This window comes from Amycolatopsis sp. NPDC101161, assembly GCF_044768185.1.
In the GTDB taxonomy this organism is placed as follows: Bacteria; Actinomycetota; Actinomycetes; order Mycobacteriales; family Pseudonocardiaceae; genus Amycolatopsis.
Genome location: NZ_JBIWPI010000001.1, coordinates 1,175,136 through 1,189,038 on the forward strand (window position 1 = coordinate 1,175,136; position 13,903 = coordinate 1,189,038).

Genomic DNA, 13,903 nt, shown 5'->3' on the forward strand with positions numbered 1-13,903 from the left:
TACTACGTGCGACGTACCACCAAGCCGACGTCGTAGGCCAGGACCACCGCCTGGACCCGGTCACGCAGCTCGAGCTTGTTGAGGATGCGCCCCACGTGGGTCTTCACGGTCGCCTCCGACAGCACCAGCTCGTCGGCGATCTCCGCGTTGGACAGGCCGCGGGCGACCTTGCGGAGGACTTCGAGCTCGCGCTCGGTGAGCCGGTCGAGGCCGCGTTCGGTGACCGGGGTACCCGGGGGCGCCGCCGGGTCGGGGAGGCGGTCGGCCATGGCGTCCAGCAGCCGTCTCGTGACGCTCGGCGCGACGACCGCGTCGCCGCTCGCGACGGCGCGGATCGCGGAGATCAGGTCCTCGGGCGGGACGTTCTTCAGCAGGAACCCGCTCGCGCCCACCTTGAGCCCGGGGAACGCGTACTCGTCGACGTCGAAGGTGGTCAGGATCAGCACCCGGGAGCGGGCGTGCGCGCGGACGATCTCGCGGGTGGCCTCGATCCCGTCCATGCCGGGCATGCGGACGTCCATCAGGACGACGTCGGGGTCGAGCTCGGCGGTGCGGCTGACCGCGGCCGCGCCGTCGGCGGCTTCGCCGACGACGGTGAAGTCCGGCTGGGACTCCAGGACGAGTCGGAAACCCAAGCGCAGCAACGGTTCGTCGTCGACGAGCAGAATGCTGATCACGTGCCGGCCGCCGATCCGACGTCCCCGGGGACGCGCCCCGGTTCGAGCCGGGCGGTCACCCGCCAGCCGCCGCCCGGGCGCGGCCCGGCGGTGACTTCCCCGGCGAAGACGCCGACGCGTTCGCGCATGCCGCTCAGGCCGTGTCCGGCCGACGGGCCGGGGTGGTGGCCGGATCCGGCGCCGTCGTCGTCGACCTCGAGGGTGACGACCGGGTCGGCGTAGGTCAGCCGGATCCGCGCGGCCGACGGCCGGACGGCGTGTTTCAGCACGTTGGTGAGCGCCTCCTGGGCGACGCGGTAGAGCGTGAGCCCGGCGGTGGGGGAGAAGGGGAACCGTTCGCCGGTGATCGTCCACGACGTCGGGAGGCCGGTGGTGCGGACCTGGGCGACGAGGTCGTCGATCTGGGCGACGCCGGGCTGCGGCGTGCGCGGGCTTTCGCCGCCGGTGCCGCGCAGCACGCCGAGCAGCCGGTGCATCTCGTCGAGCGCCTGCCGTCCGGTCGCCGACACGTGCAGGGACGCGGTCTCGGCCGCGCCGGCATCGGTCCGCGCGGCGTAGGCGGCGCCGTCGGCCAGCGCGATCATCACCGAGAGGTTGTGCGCGACGATGTCGTGCATCTCGCGGGCGATGATCGCGCGTTCCCGGGCCGCCGCGATCTGCGACTGCTGGTCGCGTTCGCGTTCGGCCCGCAGTGCCCGGTCCCGCAGCGACGCCAGGTACACCCGGCGCATCCGCACGTTCACGCCGAGCACGAACGCCGCGACGACCACGGCCGCGGCGAACACGAACCGGGCGGCGGACTCGGCGAGCTCGTCGGTGCGGAAGACCACGACCGCGATCACCACACCGAGCGCCGTCACCGCGATGAGGGCGCGCCGGCGCCCGGTGTGCCCGCCGACCGTGTAGACGGCGACGAGCACCGCGATCACGGTCGGCGGGAACGGCGGGCCGAGGAACCCCTGGACCAGCGCGAAGGCGCTGGACGCGGCCAGGGTCGTCAGGGGGAGGCGACGGCGGAACGCGAGCGTCGAGACCAGCAGGACACCGAGCACGAACAAGACCGGGCGGGCGCTCGGCGCGACCCCGCGGTGCTCGACGGTCAGGGCGAGCGGCAGCAGCGCGCACGCCAGCAGCACGTCCGCGGCCACGGGATGACGCCGCGCCCAGCTCCGGAGCCCCTCGGCTCCGGGCCACCCGCTGACCAGGCCGTGTTCGGAGACCGGCCACGCCGCACCCGCGTCGCTCACGCCGCCATCATCCTCCACCGCCTCAGGCGTCGCGGCGATCGAGCAGGATGACCGCCGCGACGAGCGCGACGGCGACGTAGGCGCAGAAGACCGCGAAGCCGGTCCACGGCGCGAGCATCGCGGAGTCCGGGCGGACCGTGATCAACGCCTGGCCGGCGTTGCTCGGCAGGTACGGCACGATGTGCGGCGCCCAGCTGTCCGGGAGCGCTTCGGCGATCCCCGGCAGCACCAGCAGCAGGCCGAACAGGGTGGCGATGGCGCCGGCCGTGTGCCGGATCAGCCAGCCGAGGGCGACGCCGAGCATGCCCACCACGGTCAGGTAGAGACCGACGCCGAACACGGCCCGGAACACGCCCGGCGCCGACAGCGTCGTCTCGATGTGCTGGGAGCTGAGGAAGGCCTGCCCGCCGAGGAACGCGGCGAAGGAGCTGACCGTTCCCACCACGAACGCCACGACCGCGAAGATGACGAGCTTCGCCCACAACACCGGCGTCCGGGTCGGGACGGCGGAGAAGGTCGCGCGGATCATCCCGGTCCCGTACTCGCCCGAGACGACGAGCACGCCCAGCACGCCGAGCACCAGCTGCGCGAGGACGTAGCCGCGGATGCTGACGTCGGTCGGGTCGAAGTGGGCCTTGGCCTGGGGACGCATGACCGGCCAGCGGCTCGCGTCGGCGGCGGAGAAGATCCAGCCGAGGGCGATCATCCCGACCACGGTCACCGCGACCGCGAGCGGGGAGGACCGGACCGTGCGGAACTTCAGCCATTCCGAGCGCAGCACCCGCACGGGCGTCACCGCGAGGTCGTCCGGCAGCGATGCCCGCGTACCGCCGCTGGGGGCCGGGGCGGTGGTGGTCGTCATGACGCGGACCTTTCCTGAGCGGTGGGGGAGACCCGGTATTCGAGGGCGTCGTCGGTGAGTTCCATGAACGCCTGTTCCAGGGAGGCCTGGACGGGCGTGAGCTCTTCGAGCGGGACGGCTTCGCGGCAGGCGATCCGGCCGACCTCGGCGCCGTCGAGCCCGCTGACTTCGAGCAGGCTCGGCGCCAGGCTGGTGACGCTGACCCCCGGCCCGGCGAGCAGGTCGCGCAGCCGCTCGGCCTCCGGCGTGCGCACCCGCACGACCCGGCTCGACGCGCGCTGGATGAACTCTTCGACCGAGGTGTCGGCGATGAGCTTGCCCTTGCCGATCACGATCAGGTGCTCGGCGGTCAAGGCCATCTCGCTCATCAGGTGCGAGGAGACGAAGATGGTGCGGCCCTCGGCGGCCAGGCCGCGCAGCAGGTTGCGGATCCACAGGATGCCCTGCGGGTCGAGCCCGTTGACCGGCTCGTCGAGCACCAGGGTCGAGGGGTCGCCGAGCAGGGCCGCGGCGACGCCGAGGCGCTGGCCCATGCCGAGGGAGAACCCGCCGACGCGCTTGCGGGCGACGCCTTCCAGGCCGACCAGCTCGATGACCTCGTCGACCCGCCGCCGGGGGATCCCGGTGCTCAGCGCGAGGGCGAGCAGGTGGTTGTAGGCGGATCGTCCCGTGTGGACGGCTTTCGCTTCGAGCAGCGCCCCGACCTCGTGCAGCGGCGCGGAGTGCTTGCGGTAGGCCTTGCCGTTGACCGTGACGGTGCCGGACGTGGGCGCGTCCAGGCCCATGATCATCCGGATCGTCGTGGACTTGCCGGCCCCGTTGGGACCCAGGAAACCGGTCACCACACCGGGTTTCACCGTGAACGTGAGGTCGTCGACGGCGGTTTTGTCGCCGTAGCGTTTCGACACGGCACGTGCTTCGATCATGAGTGTTTCGTCCTTCCGGCGGTGCGTGGCCGAACCCTAGGACCGCGGTGGCCGCGGGATCGACGGTCTGACGGGCGATCTGTGCGGCGGAGGTGTGCGACTTGCGGCGTAGTCCGTACGCCGCAAGTCGCATCTTCGCCGCTGCGCGGGTCGTCTCGTGCGAGAGTGGCGTCATGAAGTCGGAAAGCTGGGCACTGGCGGGTGCGGTCGCGATCTGGGCGGGCAGCTGGCGGATCATGTACCTGGAGGTGCACCGGTGGCACCACCTGGACGCCCGGCTCCGCTTCGCCCCACCGCCCGTCCCGCCGGGCTTTCCGCCGGTGCGAGCCGGGATTCCGGTGCGTGCGGCGCGGGCCGCGGCCGTGCTCGCGCCGCCGGTCTCCGTTGTCCTGGCGTGGTTGTCCTTGCGGGACCGGCGAACTCACCGCTCGACTTCGGGATAGGGCGGCGGGCCGGTGAGCAGCGGCTCGGGTTCGCCGCGTGTCACGTGGTCGGCGAACGCGCCGAGGTAGGCGTCGACGATGGTGAGGGCTTCGGAGCCGGCGATGTCGCCGAGGGCGAGCGCCGACCGGATCGGCGCGGCGAGGTAGTAGGCGTTGTAGTCGCTGAAGTCGAAGTGCTCGGTGCCGCGGATCCGGTAGCGCCAGGCCGGGCCGCTGCTCGCGGCCAGCATGGTCCGCGCGGTCTCTTGATCCGCCCGGTCGGCGGGTGCCGCCGGCAGGCACATCCCGGTGACGCACGAGTTTTCGCTGCCGAAGAGGAGCACCGGTTTGGTGAGTCCGCTGTGGACGACCGCGCCGTACTGGGTTCCGTCGAGGTCGGCCGCGCCGGCGCAGTGCGGATCGGAGTGGCACGCCTCCAATGCGGCGGCCCCGCCGAGGGAGTGACCGATGTAGACGGTCGTGGCCGGGTCGGCGAGCGGGCTCGCCGCCGCTTGGGACGCGGCGAACCGGGCGTCGGCGGCCCAGACGTCGACCAGCCGGTCGCCCGCGGCCTGGGCCGCACCCTGGTGCAGGTCCCCGGCGTCGAACACCGGTGGGTTGCCCGCTTCGGTGGCCGGCACCGCGGCTCCGTCGAGCACGGTCAGGTTGGCGCTGTAGGTCGGCGTGACGCCCAGCACCAGATATCCCCGGCCGGCCAGGGATTCCGCGAAGGCGGTGTACTGCGGCGCCGCGAAGCCGAGGCCGGGTTCCAGGACGATCACGGGGAACCGGCCCGCGGCCGCCGGCGCGTCGGCGGTCGAATGGGTGCGGACTTCGTCGAAGCTCGTTTCGCCCCAGCCCATCGGGGCGCCCAGGTGCAGCCCCGCCCACGGGCCGGGGGTGTACGGGGCCGGGTTCGAGCCGGCCGAAACCGTCGTCGGGTACCACGACCACACGGACAGGCGCCGCGGCGTGCCGGATCGCGGAGCCAGGGGATCGTCGCGGGTGTGGTCGGTCCACTCGGCGATCGTGCGGCCGACCGCGTACGGGCCGGCCGGGGTGGGCAGCGTGACCGGCCGGGACGCGCGGACGGCGGCATATCCGAGGTAGCCGCCACCCAGCAGGACCAGGGCGGCCACCAGCACGAGGAGAACCCGGAGCGCGCGAGCCATGCCGCGATAGTACACGGCGCGTACTACGCGACACGTAGTAACCGATCACGCCGGTGGTCCGAAGGTGAAGCCGCGACCGCGGCAGTCGGCGATGATCGCGGGAAGGGCGCCGAGGGTGGCGCGCCACGCGCCGTTGCCGGTCGTGACGTCGCTGTCGTGCAGGAGGATCGTGCCGCCGCGGCCGAGGTTCGCGGCCACCCGGCGGTGGATCGACTCCGGCGTGCAGCCCTCGGTCCAGTCGAAGCCCCACGTGCTCCACAGCAGGGGCGTGAGCCCGAGCCGCCGCGCGGAGACCAGGGACGCGGTGCTGAAAACACCGTAAGGCGCCCGGAACCAGCGCGGCGGCGTGCCGGTGAGGTGGTGCAGCAGATCGCGGGTGGCCCGGAGGTCGCGATGGGTGGCGCGGGGCGTCCGTCGCAGCAGGCAGCGGTGGTCCCAGCCGTGGACGCCCAGGTCGTGACCGCCGGCGACGATCTGGCGGACGACGTCCGGCGACCTTCGGACCTCGGCGCCGAGGACGAAGAAGGTGGCGCGCACGTCGTGCTCGGCCAGGACGCGCAGGAACTGTGGGGTCGAGGCGGGGTCCGGGCCGTCGTCGAAGGTCAAGGCGACCCGGCCGGGCTGGGTGGTCCCCGCCAGACGCGGCAGCAGGGCGCGCCGCGGGCCCGGCAGGAACGCGGCCGCGGGCGCGGCGTGCGCGGCGAGCGCGACGGCGGCGGCCGCCAGTACGGCTTTCACGCGACCTCCAGGAGTTTTTCCAGCAACGGGACCGCGTCGGCGGCCGGCTGGGGGCGGTGGTCCGGGCGGGCCGAGAGAAGGGCGGCGGCGAGGTCGTTCCGGGAGTGCAGCCACGGAACCAGGCCGAGGTGGTCGAGCGTCACGGCGTTGGCCCGTCCGTGGCCGGGCAGGCAGCGGTAGGTCAGCACCGGGAGGCCGCTGGCCAGGGCCTCGGACGTGGTGAGCCCGCCGGCGTTCTGCACCACCACGTCGACGGCGTGCAGCAGGCGGGGCATGTCCTCGACCCACCCGAAAACGTGCCGGTGAACCGCGGCCAGCTGCTCGCGCAGCGCGGTGTTGCGGCCGCAGACGACGACCGGGACCGCGGCGCCGGACGCGGCGACGTCGGCGGTCGTCTCGCGGACGTCGCCCACGCCCCACGAGCCGGCGACGACCAGGGCCAGGCGACCGCGGTCCGGCAGGCCGAAGGCTCGCCGCGCCGCGGTTCGTTCCGCTGCCGTGGGTGGCCGGAACCGCCCGCCGACCAGCGGAGCCGCCACGGCCACGTCCGGTGCGCCGAACGCCCGGGCCTCGCTTGCGGCGTAGTGGTTCTGGGCCAGGTGCAGGTCGGCCGCGGCGTGCACGCACAGCCGGTGCACCGCGGGATCGGTGAGGTACACCGCGAGTGGAGCCGTCAGGTGCCGGCTGCGGCGCAGGGCGGCGAGCGCTTGCGTGGCGAGCGGGTAGGTCGAGACGGCGAGGTCGGCGCCGTCGAGAGTGTCGGCGGTCCGGCCGCGGGCCAGGGTGGCGGCCCGGCGGGCCAGCCCGGCGCCCCAGGGGGTGCCGAGCGCGGCGAGGGTCCAGTCCCAGCTGCGCGGCACCACGTCCAGCTGCCGGTGGTAGAAGGCGCAGAGGCGGCGGCCGAGCGAGCCGGGGAGGAGGTCCAGGAAGTCGATCACCTCGACGTCGTGGCCGGTCAGCCGGTCGGCCAGGGCGTAGGCCGCTCCGTCGTGCCCAGCGCCCACGCGCGCCGAGACGATCACGATGCGCGTCATGATCCTCCTCCTACGACAATTCAGTAGAAGTTCTACACGCTCGTAGATTAAAGTGGGGTTTACGGCCCGCCGGTGGAAGATGCAGCGAGCGGTCCTTTGCCGTGCCTTGATAAATCCATTGTGGATGGACAAGAATCGTTTGTTCACTTGCTGTTCGCGCTGTGCTCCTCTGGCGGCCGGATCGGGGGCGTGGGATGCCGGGGACGCCCTGCCCGAGGGCTCGCACGAGGAGGAACCTTGACCCGGAAACGGATTCGCGCCACGGCCGCGCTCGCCGCCCTGACGCTGCTCCCCATCACGGCGACCGCCGCCACGGCCGCCGACGCGCGCCACGTCCTGCTGATCTCCGTCGACGGCATGCACCAGGCCGACCTCGTCGCGTACGCGGCCGGGCACCCGGACTCGGCGATGGCCGGCTTGCTGGCGCGCGGGACGGCCTACCGCAGCGCGAGCACCCCGGTGCCGTCGGACTCGTTCCCCGGCCTCATCGGCCAGCTGACCGGCGGTGATCCCGCCGTCACCGGGATCTACTACGACGCCGCGTACAACCACGGCCTGCTGCCCGCGGGCACCACCCGGTGCGCCGGCGTGCGACCCGGCGCGCAGGTGGACCTCACCGAGGACCTCGACCGCGACCAGAGCAAGCTCGACGCGGGACAAGGCCTGACCGGTCTGCCGAACTCGGTGCTGGGCATGACCGGCACCCCGCAGACCCTGCTGAACCCGGCCGGCCTGCCGGTCGACCCGCACACCTGCCGCCCGGTGCTGCCGCACGAATACCTCAAGGTCAACACCGTCTTCGAGGTCGCCCGCCGCGCGGGCCTGCGGACGGCGTGGTCGGACAAGCACCCGGCCTACGAGATCCTGAACGGACCCTCGGGCACCGGGATCCAGGACCTGTTCACCCCGGAGATCAACAGCACGCCTCCGTCGGGCACCGGCGACTGGACCACCGACAACGCCGCCACCCAGCAGTACGACGCCTACAAGGCGCAGGCCGTGCTCAACGAGATCGACGGCTACGACCACTCCGGCACCCACCGCGTCGGCACGCCGGCGGTGTTCGGGCTGAACTTCCAGTCCGTGTCCACGGCGCAGAAGCTGCCCATGTCGGGCGGCCGGCCCGGCGGGTACCTGCCCGGCGGCACGGTGCCCGGACCCGTCTTGACCTCGGCACTGGACTTCGTCGACGCCCGCATCGGCGCGTTCGTGGCCGAGCTGCGCCGCCGGCACCTCGACCGCACGACGACGATCATCCTGTCGGCGAAGCACGGCCAGTCACCGACCGACCCGGGCGCCCTGACCCGCGTCGACGACGGCAAGCTGCTCGACGGCCTGAACGCCGCCTGGAAGGCCGCTCACCCGGGCGCCGGTGACCTCGTCGTCCAGTCGGCCGACGACGACGCGATGCTGCTCTGGCTCGCCGACCGCTCGCAGGCCGCCACTGAGTTCGCGAAGCGCTACCTGCTGGCGCAGAACGGAACCGGCACGGACCGCGCGGGTGCGCCCAAGGCGTTCAGCAGTTCCGGCCTGCGGCAGGTGTACGCGGGCGCGGACGCCGCGCGCTACTTCGGGGCGCGCCCGGGTGATGACCGGGTTCCCGACCTGTTCGGTGTGGCGCAGTACGGCGTCGTCTACACCGGCGGGACGAAGAAGATCGCCGAGCACGGTGGAGTCGCCCCGGACGACCGGGCGGTGCCGCTCGTGGTGAGCGGCCCCGGCACCGATCGGCGGACGATCTCCGCGCCGGTGACGACGACCCAGATCGCGCCGACGATCCTGGCGCAGCTCGGGCTGGAGCCCCGCGCGCTGCAGGCCGTTCGCGCTGAAGGCACGCGGGTGCTGCCGGGCCTCGGCTGACCTCGGCGCCTCCGGTGCGGGGCTAGCGGCCGATCTGCGCGATCTCGATTCCGTCGTGCAGGTCGGCCGCGCTGTCGAGGGCGGTCTCGGCGGACACGCCCGCGAGCCCGACGACCAGCGCGCTCAGCAACGCCACCGGGACCCGGCCGCGGACGCGCGGCCGTGGTGTCAGCAGCGCCGACACCCGGCGGGGGACCGGGCCGCCGGTCGCGGCGAGCGCGAACCCGTGGTGCGGGCGGCCGGCGAGGGCGGCCTTGGCCACCGCGTGCGCGACCACGGTGCGATCGCCGATCCGCTGGGCCGCGGCTTCGTCGGCCCAGCGTTCGAGGGCGAACCTCGCCGCCGAGCACAGCGGCCGCAGCAGCGGGTTCAGGGTCACCGACAGCGTCAAGGCGATCAGGAACAAGTGGTGCCGGAACGCGAGGTGGGCCCGCTCGTGGGCCAGCAGCGCGGACTGTTCCCGCGGGTCGAGTGCGGCGAGCATCCCGGTGGAGACCGCGACGCGCCCGCCTCGCCCTGGTACGGCGAAGGCCACCGCGTCTTCACCCGGCAGCAGCACGACTTCGCCGCCGCCGTGCACGTCCAGCTCCCGCGAGAGGCGCCGAGCCCACCGCACGTACCGGAGCACGGCCCGCGTCAGCAGGACCAGGAGCACGCCGAGAACCGCACCCGCCGCGATCGACGCCGGGACGTCCACCCCGTTCTCGGCCCGCAGGGTCTGGGGCGACCAGTGGCCGAGGTCGGCGACGACCGGCAGCAGCGACAGGCCCGAAAACGCGAGCAGCGCGAGCGCCGCGGTGCTGCCGGCCGCCAGGACCAGGCAGGCGCCGGTGAGCAGCCAGCTCGCCGTCCGCGGCGGCAGGCGGGGTTCGACCAGCTGGGCCGCGGGCCGCGCCAGGAGCGGCAGCAGCAGCGGGATCAGCAGGTCGATGGTCATTTCTTGCCGCGCAGGAGAGAGCGCAGCAAGGCCTCGTCGGAGTCCGACAGCTGGGTGACGAACCGGGCGAGGACGCTGTCGCGGTCGGGCTCGCCGTCGAGGACCTTCGTCATCTTCCGGGCGGCGAGGCCGGCTTCGTCGTCGACGGCGTGGTAGCGGTACGCGCGTCCGTGCTTCTCCCGGGTCGCGGCGCCCTTGTCGTGCAGCCGGCTGAGGATCGTCACGACGGTCGTGTACGCGAGGTCGTCCGCCAGCCGGGCCTGGACTTCGGCGGGGGTGAGGGGCTCGGCCGCGCTTCCCAGGACGCCCAGCACCTCGGCCTCGAGCGTGCCGGGCGCGCGCCGCGCCGGTTCCTTCCGCATACTCCCGAATCTACACTGCTGTCGTATCAGCGAAGGGTGAGCACGGCCAGGGCGCCGGCGCCCGCGAGCACGCAGTAGAGCGCGAACCGGCTCAGCGTCCGGGTGTGGAAGTAGCGGGTGAGGAACCGGACGGCGAGGTAGGCGCTGGCGAACGAGGCCACGCTCCCGGCGAGCACTTGACCGTGGATCCCGGTGCCCAGCGGCCCGAACAGGTCGGGGATCTTCAGCACGCCGGCGGCCAGGATCACCGGCGTCGCCAGCAGGAACGAGAACCGGGCGGCGTCTTCGTGCGACAGCCCGCGCAGCAGCCCGGCGGCCATCGTGACCCCGGAGCGGCTGATCCCGGGCAGCAGGGCGAGCACCTGCGCGGTGCCGATCAGGGTGCCGCGGCCGAGGGACATCCGGGACAGCCGTTCGTCGGCCTTGATATCCGCGTCCTCCGCCGCGCCGGGCGCGTCCGCCGGCTCGGCGACCGCGGGTTCGGCCGTGGCCGCCCGCCGGCGCAGGCGTTCGGCCAGGTACAGCAGCACGCCGTTGACGATGAGGAACGCCGCCGCCGGCACCGGTTTGCCGAGCGTCGTGCGGAACAGGTGCTCCAGCAGCAGGCCGCTGACACCGACGGGGATCGTCGCGAGGATGATCAGCCAGGCGAGCCGTTCCGCCGGGGTCCGGATCCGGCGGTACCGGATCGAACTGACGAACCCGCCGATGATCCGGACCCAGTCCCGCCAGAAGAACAGCAGCAGGGCGGCCGCCGTCGCGACGTGCAGGCCGACGATGAACGCCAGGTAGGGCGACTCGGGGGAGGACACGTTCAGGTCCTGCGCCCACTGGCCGCCCACCACGGCGGGGATCAGCACGGAGTGGCCGAGGCTGGAGACCGGGAACAGCTCGGTCACGCCTTGGAAAGCACCGACGACGATCGCTTCGAAGTAGTCCAGCACGGTGCCTTCCGGGGGTGAGCGCGTCTTGGTCGCCCAAATACTACATGGTCGTAGAAGTTGCCTGAACTCGGTGCCACGAAACGGAACCGCGACACGCCAGCCGCCCGCCTCGACGTCGGCCGGGCACGCGCTAGGCTGGCCGCCCGACGAACAAGGGCCGGTCAGCGGCCGTTCCCCAGGAGCTTCGCCGTCATGCCAGCCGATCGGGCCGCGGCCCGCACCCGCCACCCTCGTCACCAGCGCCGCGGTGAGGCGCGCCTGCCGGCCGCCGTCGCGACCCTCGTGGCCATCGCGCTTTACGTGGCACTGCCCGAACAACTGCTCGTCGGTCCCCGGTTCGTGGTGCCCGCGCTGGAGATCGTGCTGCTGGTGCCGCTGATCGCGATCAACCCGCGGCGCGTCACGCGGCAGACCCGGTTTTCCCGGGTCGTGTCCCTGTCGCTCGTCGTGGTCATCGGCGTCACCAACCTGGGGGCACTCGCGCTGCTCATCCACGACCTGGTCGCCGGCGCGGCCGACAGCGGCCAGGCCCTGCTGCTGGGCGCGCTGCAGGTGTGGCTGACGAACGTGATCGCGTTCGGCCTGGCCTACTGGGAGCTGGACCGCGGCGGCCCCGTCAAGCGCACCCAGGCCGGCCGCGCCGACCTGCCGCTGGCCGACTTCCGGTTCTCCCAGGACGAGAACGCCGACACCGTCGAGGAGGTCGCCGAGGGCTCCAGCGTCAAGTCCGACTGGGTGCCGGCCCTGCTGGACTACCTGTACGTGTCGGTGACCAATTCGACGGCGTTCAGCCCCACCGACACCATGCCGCTGTCCTCGCGGGCCAAGGTGCTGATGGCGATCCAGAGCATCGCGGCGCTGCTGACGTCGCTGCTGGTCATCGCCCGCGCGGTCAGCGTGCTCAAGTAACGCCCGCCGAGTTCCGGGGATCGCCGGGCACGACCCGCGGCGTGGTGATCACCGTGGGTCGTGGAGGTAAGGCCTCAGCTTCTCGGCCAGCGACGTGCGGGTCGCGGCCGTCGCCGGGCCGGGACTGTCCTGGCCCGGGTGGTGCCCGGCGACGGCGTCGGCGACGAACTGCGCGACCGCGCTCGGGGACGGCACGAGGTCGTCGGCGTGGCGCGCGATGACGACCGGGTCGTCGGCGGGGTCGGTTTCCACCGCGAGCGACCAGCCCCGCCGTTCGCTCCACACCAGCATCACGTCGTGATCGGGCCGGTCGAGCCAGCGCCGGGGCAGCCCGAGGTAGGCGGTGGCCGTGTCGCTGATCTCCACCGTCGTGCTCTCGGCCGGGACGCCGACCGCGGCCGCCACCGCGCGCACGTACTCGCCCAAGCCGCGTTCGAGGGTTCTGGTGTCGGGTTCGGGGTGCTCCATGCCCGCCACGCTAGAGGGCCACCGCGGCCGGTGCCCTCGGTGCCGGCCGCGGTGCCCGGTGGTCACACCGGGTCGTCGGAGGTGCCGGCCGGGGAGGCGATGTCGGTGTCGGCGCCGTTGTCGGCTTGGCGTTCGGTGCGCCCGGTCCCGTGCCAGTCCAGGCACAGCACGGTGGCGTCGTCCTGCAGGTGACCGCGGCTGGCGCGCGTCACGGCCCTGGTCGCGGCCCGCACCAGCTCCCTGGTGTGCAGTCCGGCGGTCTGGCGGATCAGGGCGGGCAGGTCGGCGTCGGCGGCGTTCCGTTCGAACATGCCGTCGGTGAGCAGCACCAGCCGGTCACCGGGGCGCAGGTCCAGCCGTTGCACCCGGTACTGGTGCGGCCGGACGCCGAAGAGCAGGTCGCTCTCCAGCTCGACCGGCTCGACCGCGCCGTCGCGCAGCAGCAGGGGTGCGGGATGTCCGGCGTTGACCAGCTCGACATCGCCCGTCCGCAGGTTCACGCGCAGCAGCAGCCCGGTCGCCAGTGCCACCTCGCCGCCGTGGTCGAGCAGGGCCTGGTTGGCGTGCTGCGCCTGCCCGGCCAGGTCGCGACCGGCTCGGCGGGCGCCGCGCAGCGCACCCACCAGCAGGGTCGCGGTCAGCGCCGAGGCCACGTCGTGACCCGCGGCGTCGGTGATCGACAGGTGCAGGGTGTCGCGGTCCAGGGCGTAGTCGTAGGTGTCGCCGCCGATGTCGTCGGCGGGCACCAGGGCGCCGGCGATGGTGAACTGGGCCGCCTCGCAGCAGGCGGCCGAGGGCAGCAGCTGGTGCTGGATCTCCGCGGCCAGGCTCATCGGCGTGGTGCGCCGGCCGGTGTGGTAGTGGTCGGTGAAGCGGCGGTCGGTGACGATGACGTAGGCCAGGGCGTGTGCGGCCTGCCCCAGCTGGGCCAGCACTTCCTCGTCGCAGAAGGGCACGGTCGCTTCCAGGACACCGACGCAGTCGCCCCGGTTGGTCACCGGCAGCACGGCCCGCACCCCGCTGTCGTTCTCCACCTGCCACGGCTGCTGGGTGCGCAGCACCCGCTCGTAGACGCTGTCGTGCAGATCGACCGGCTCCGGGGCGCGTCCGTCCGGGTCCTGCGCGGTCGAAGTGAGGCGCACCAGGTGTTCCTCGACGAGGTCGACCAGCAGGAACGACACGTCGAAGGCGCCCAGCCGCTTCGCGAGGTCGCGGGCGACGACCTCGACCGACTCCACGGGCGGGGCGGTCTCGGCGGCCGCCAGCACGTCACCCGGTCCCAACGCCACACCGTCCACGGCCACTCCGATCACCCGGAACTCCACCCGACCGACCCCATCATCGC

General features: G+C 73.1%; 15 protein-coding genes. 3 read left to right on the forward strand and 12 right to left on the reverse strand.

The window, feature by feature from the left end; all coding sequences use genetic code 11:
• Positions 1-2 precede the first annotated feature (2 nt).
• From ACIRSS_RS05795 to ACIRSS_RS05810, 4 genes are read right to left on the reverse strand one after another with little or no spacing between them, the layout of a single operon-like run.
• The gene (locus tag ACIRSS_RS05795) at positions 3-677 is read right to left on the reverse strand and encodes a response regulator (protein WP_400891003.1); all 675 of its coding nucleotides are present in this window, start codon (positions 675-677) and stop codon (positions 3-5) included.
• Positions 674-1,924: a sensor histidine kinase gene (locus ACIRSS_RS05800; protein WP_400891005.1), complete on the reverse strand. Its 1,251-nt coding sequence runs from the start codon at positions 1,922-1,924 to the stop codon at positions 674-676. The genes ACIRSS_RS05795 and ACIRSS_RS05800 overlap by 4 nt, the downstream gene beginning before the upstream one ends.
• 22 nt (positions 1,925-1,946) lie before the next feature.
• A complete protein-coding gene (locus ACIRSS_RS05805) occupies positions 1,947-2,786 on the reverse strand; it encodes an ABC transporter permease subunit (RefSeq protein ID WP_400891008.1) in 840 nt (279 codons plus the stop codon).
• The gene (locus ACIRSS_RS05810) at positions 2,783-3,712 is read right to left on the reverse strand and encodes an ABC transporter ATP-binding protein (protein ID WP_400891011.1); all 930 of its coding nucleotides are present in this window, start codon (positions 3,710-3,712) and stop codon (positions 2,783-2,785) included. Before ACIRSS_RS05810 ends, ACIRSS_RS05805 begins: the two co-directional genes overlap by 4 nt.
• Before the next feature lie 173 nt (positions 3,713-3,885).
• Between ACIRSS_RS05810 and ACIRSS_RS05815 the strand changes: the two genes are divergently transcribed.
• Positions 3,886-4,155, forward strand: a complete 270-nt coding sequence (locus ACIRSS_RS05815; RefSeq protein ID WP_400891013.1) for a hypothetical protein — start codon at positions 3,886-3,888, stop codon at positions 4,153-4,155.
• Here ACIRSS_RS05815 and ACIRSS_RS05820 read toward each other — a convergent pair.
• From ACIRSS_RS05820 to ACIRSS_RS05830, 3 genes are read right to left on the reverse strand one after another with little or no spacing between them, the layout of a single operon-like run.
• Positions 4,134-5,306 (reverse strand): alpha/beta hydrolase, encoded by a 1,173-nt coding sequence (locus ACIRSS_RS05820; RefSeq protein ID WP_400891015.1) that lies wholly within the window; start codon positions 5,304-5,306, stop codon positions 4,134-4,136. The genes ACIRSS_RS05815 and ACIRSS_RS05820 overlap by 22 nt on opposite strands.
• A gap of 45 nt (positions 5,307-5,351) precedes the next feature.
• A complete protein-coding gene (locus ACIRSS_RS05825; RefSeq protein WP_400891016.1) occupies positions 5,352-6,044 on the reverse strand; it encodes a polysaccharide deacetylase family protein in 693 nt (230 codons plus the stop codon).
• Positions 6,041-7,078: a glycosyltransferase gene (locus ACIRSS_RS05830; RefSeq protein ID WP_400891018.1), complete on the reverse strand. Its 1,038-nt coding sequence runs from the start codon at positions 7,076-7,078 to the stop codon at positions 6,041-6,043. The genes ACIRSS_RS05825 and ACIRSS_RS05830 overlap by 4 nt, the downstream gene beginning before the upstream one ends.
• Positions 7,079-7,315: 237 nt before the next feature.
• Here ACIRSS_RS05830 and ACIRSS_RS05835 point away from each other — a divergent pair, with 237 nt between their 5' ends.
• Positions 7,316-8,938, forward strand: a complete 1,623-nt coding sequence (locus ACIRSS_RS05835) for an alkaline phosphatase family protein (protein ID WP_400891021.1) — start codon at positions 7,316-7,318, stop codon at positions 8,936-8,938.
• A 22-nt stretch (positions 8,939-8,960) separates the two neighbouring features.
• On the opposite strand, the gene ACIRSS_RS05840 is transcribed toward ACIRSS_RS05835, so the two are convergent.
• The 3 genes from ACIRSS_RS05840 to ACIRSS_RS05850 are packed head-to-tail and all read right to left on the reverse strand — an operon-like array spanning position 8,961 to position 11,181.
• Positions 8,961-9,875, reverse strand: a complete 915-nt coding sequence (locus tag ACIRSS_RS05840; RefSeq protein WP_400891024.1) for a M56 family metallopeptidase — start codon at positions 9,873-9,875, stop codon at positions 8,961-8,963.
• On the reverse strand, positions 9,872-10,237 hold the full coding sequence (locus ACIRSS_RS05845) for a BlaI/MecI/CopY family transcriptional regulator (RefSeq protein ID WP_400891027.1): 366 nt from the start codon (positions 10,235-10,237) through the stop codon (positions 9,872-9,874). Before ACIRSS_RS05845 ends, ACIRSS_RS05840 begins: the two co-directional genes overlap by 4 nt.
• Positions 10,238-10,263: 26 nt before the next feature.
• Entirely contained in the window at positions 10,264-11,181 is a 918-nt protein-coding gene (locus ACIRSS_RS05850; protein WP_400891030.1) for an undecaprenyl-diphosphate phosphatase, read from the reverse strand.
• Between the two features lie 192 nt (positions 11,182-11,373).
• Between ACIRSS_RS05850 and ACIRSS_RS05855 the strand changes: the two genes are divergently transcribed.
• A complete protein-coding gene (locus ACIRSS_RS05855; RefSeq protein ID WP_400891032.1) occupies positions 11,374-12,090 on the forward strand; it encodes a hypothetical protein in 717 nt (238 codons plus the stop codon).
• Positions 12,091-12,138: 48 nt separating this feature from the next.
• Here ACIRSS_RS05855 and ACIRSS_RS05860 read toward each other — a convergent pair whose 3' ends face one another.
• A complete protein-coding gene (locus ACIRSS_RS05860) occupies positions 12,139-12,558 on the reverse strand; it encodes a DUF6292 family protein (protein WP_400891035.1) in 420 nt (139 codons plus the stop codon).
• 62 nt (positions 12,559-12,620) lie between these two features.
• The gene (locus tag ACIRSS_RS05865) at positions 12,621-13,871 is read right to left on the reverse strand and encodes a PP2C family protein-serine/threonine phosphatase (protein WP_400891038.1); all 1,251 of its coding nucleotides are present in this window, start codon (positions 13,869-13,871) and stop codon (positions 12,621-12,623) included.
• Positions 13,872-13,903 lie beyond the last annotated feature (32 nt).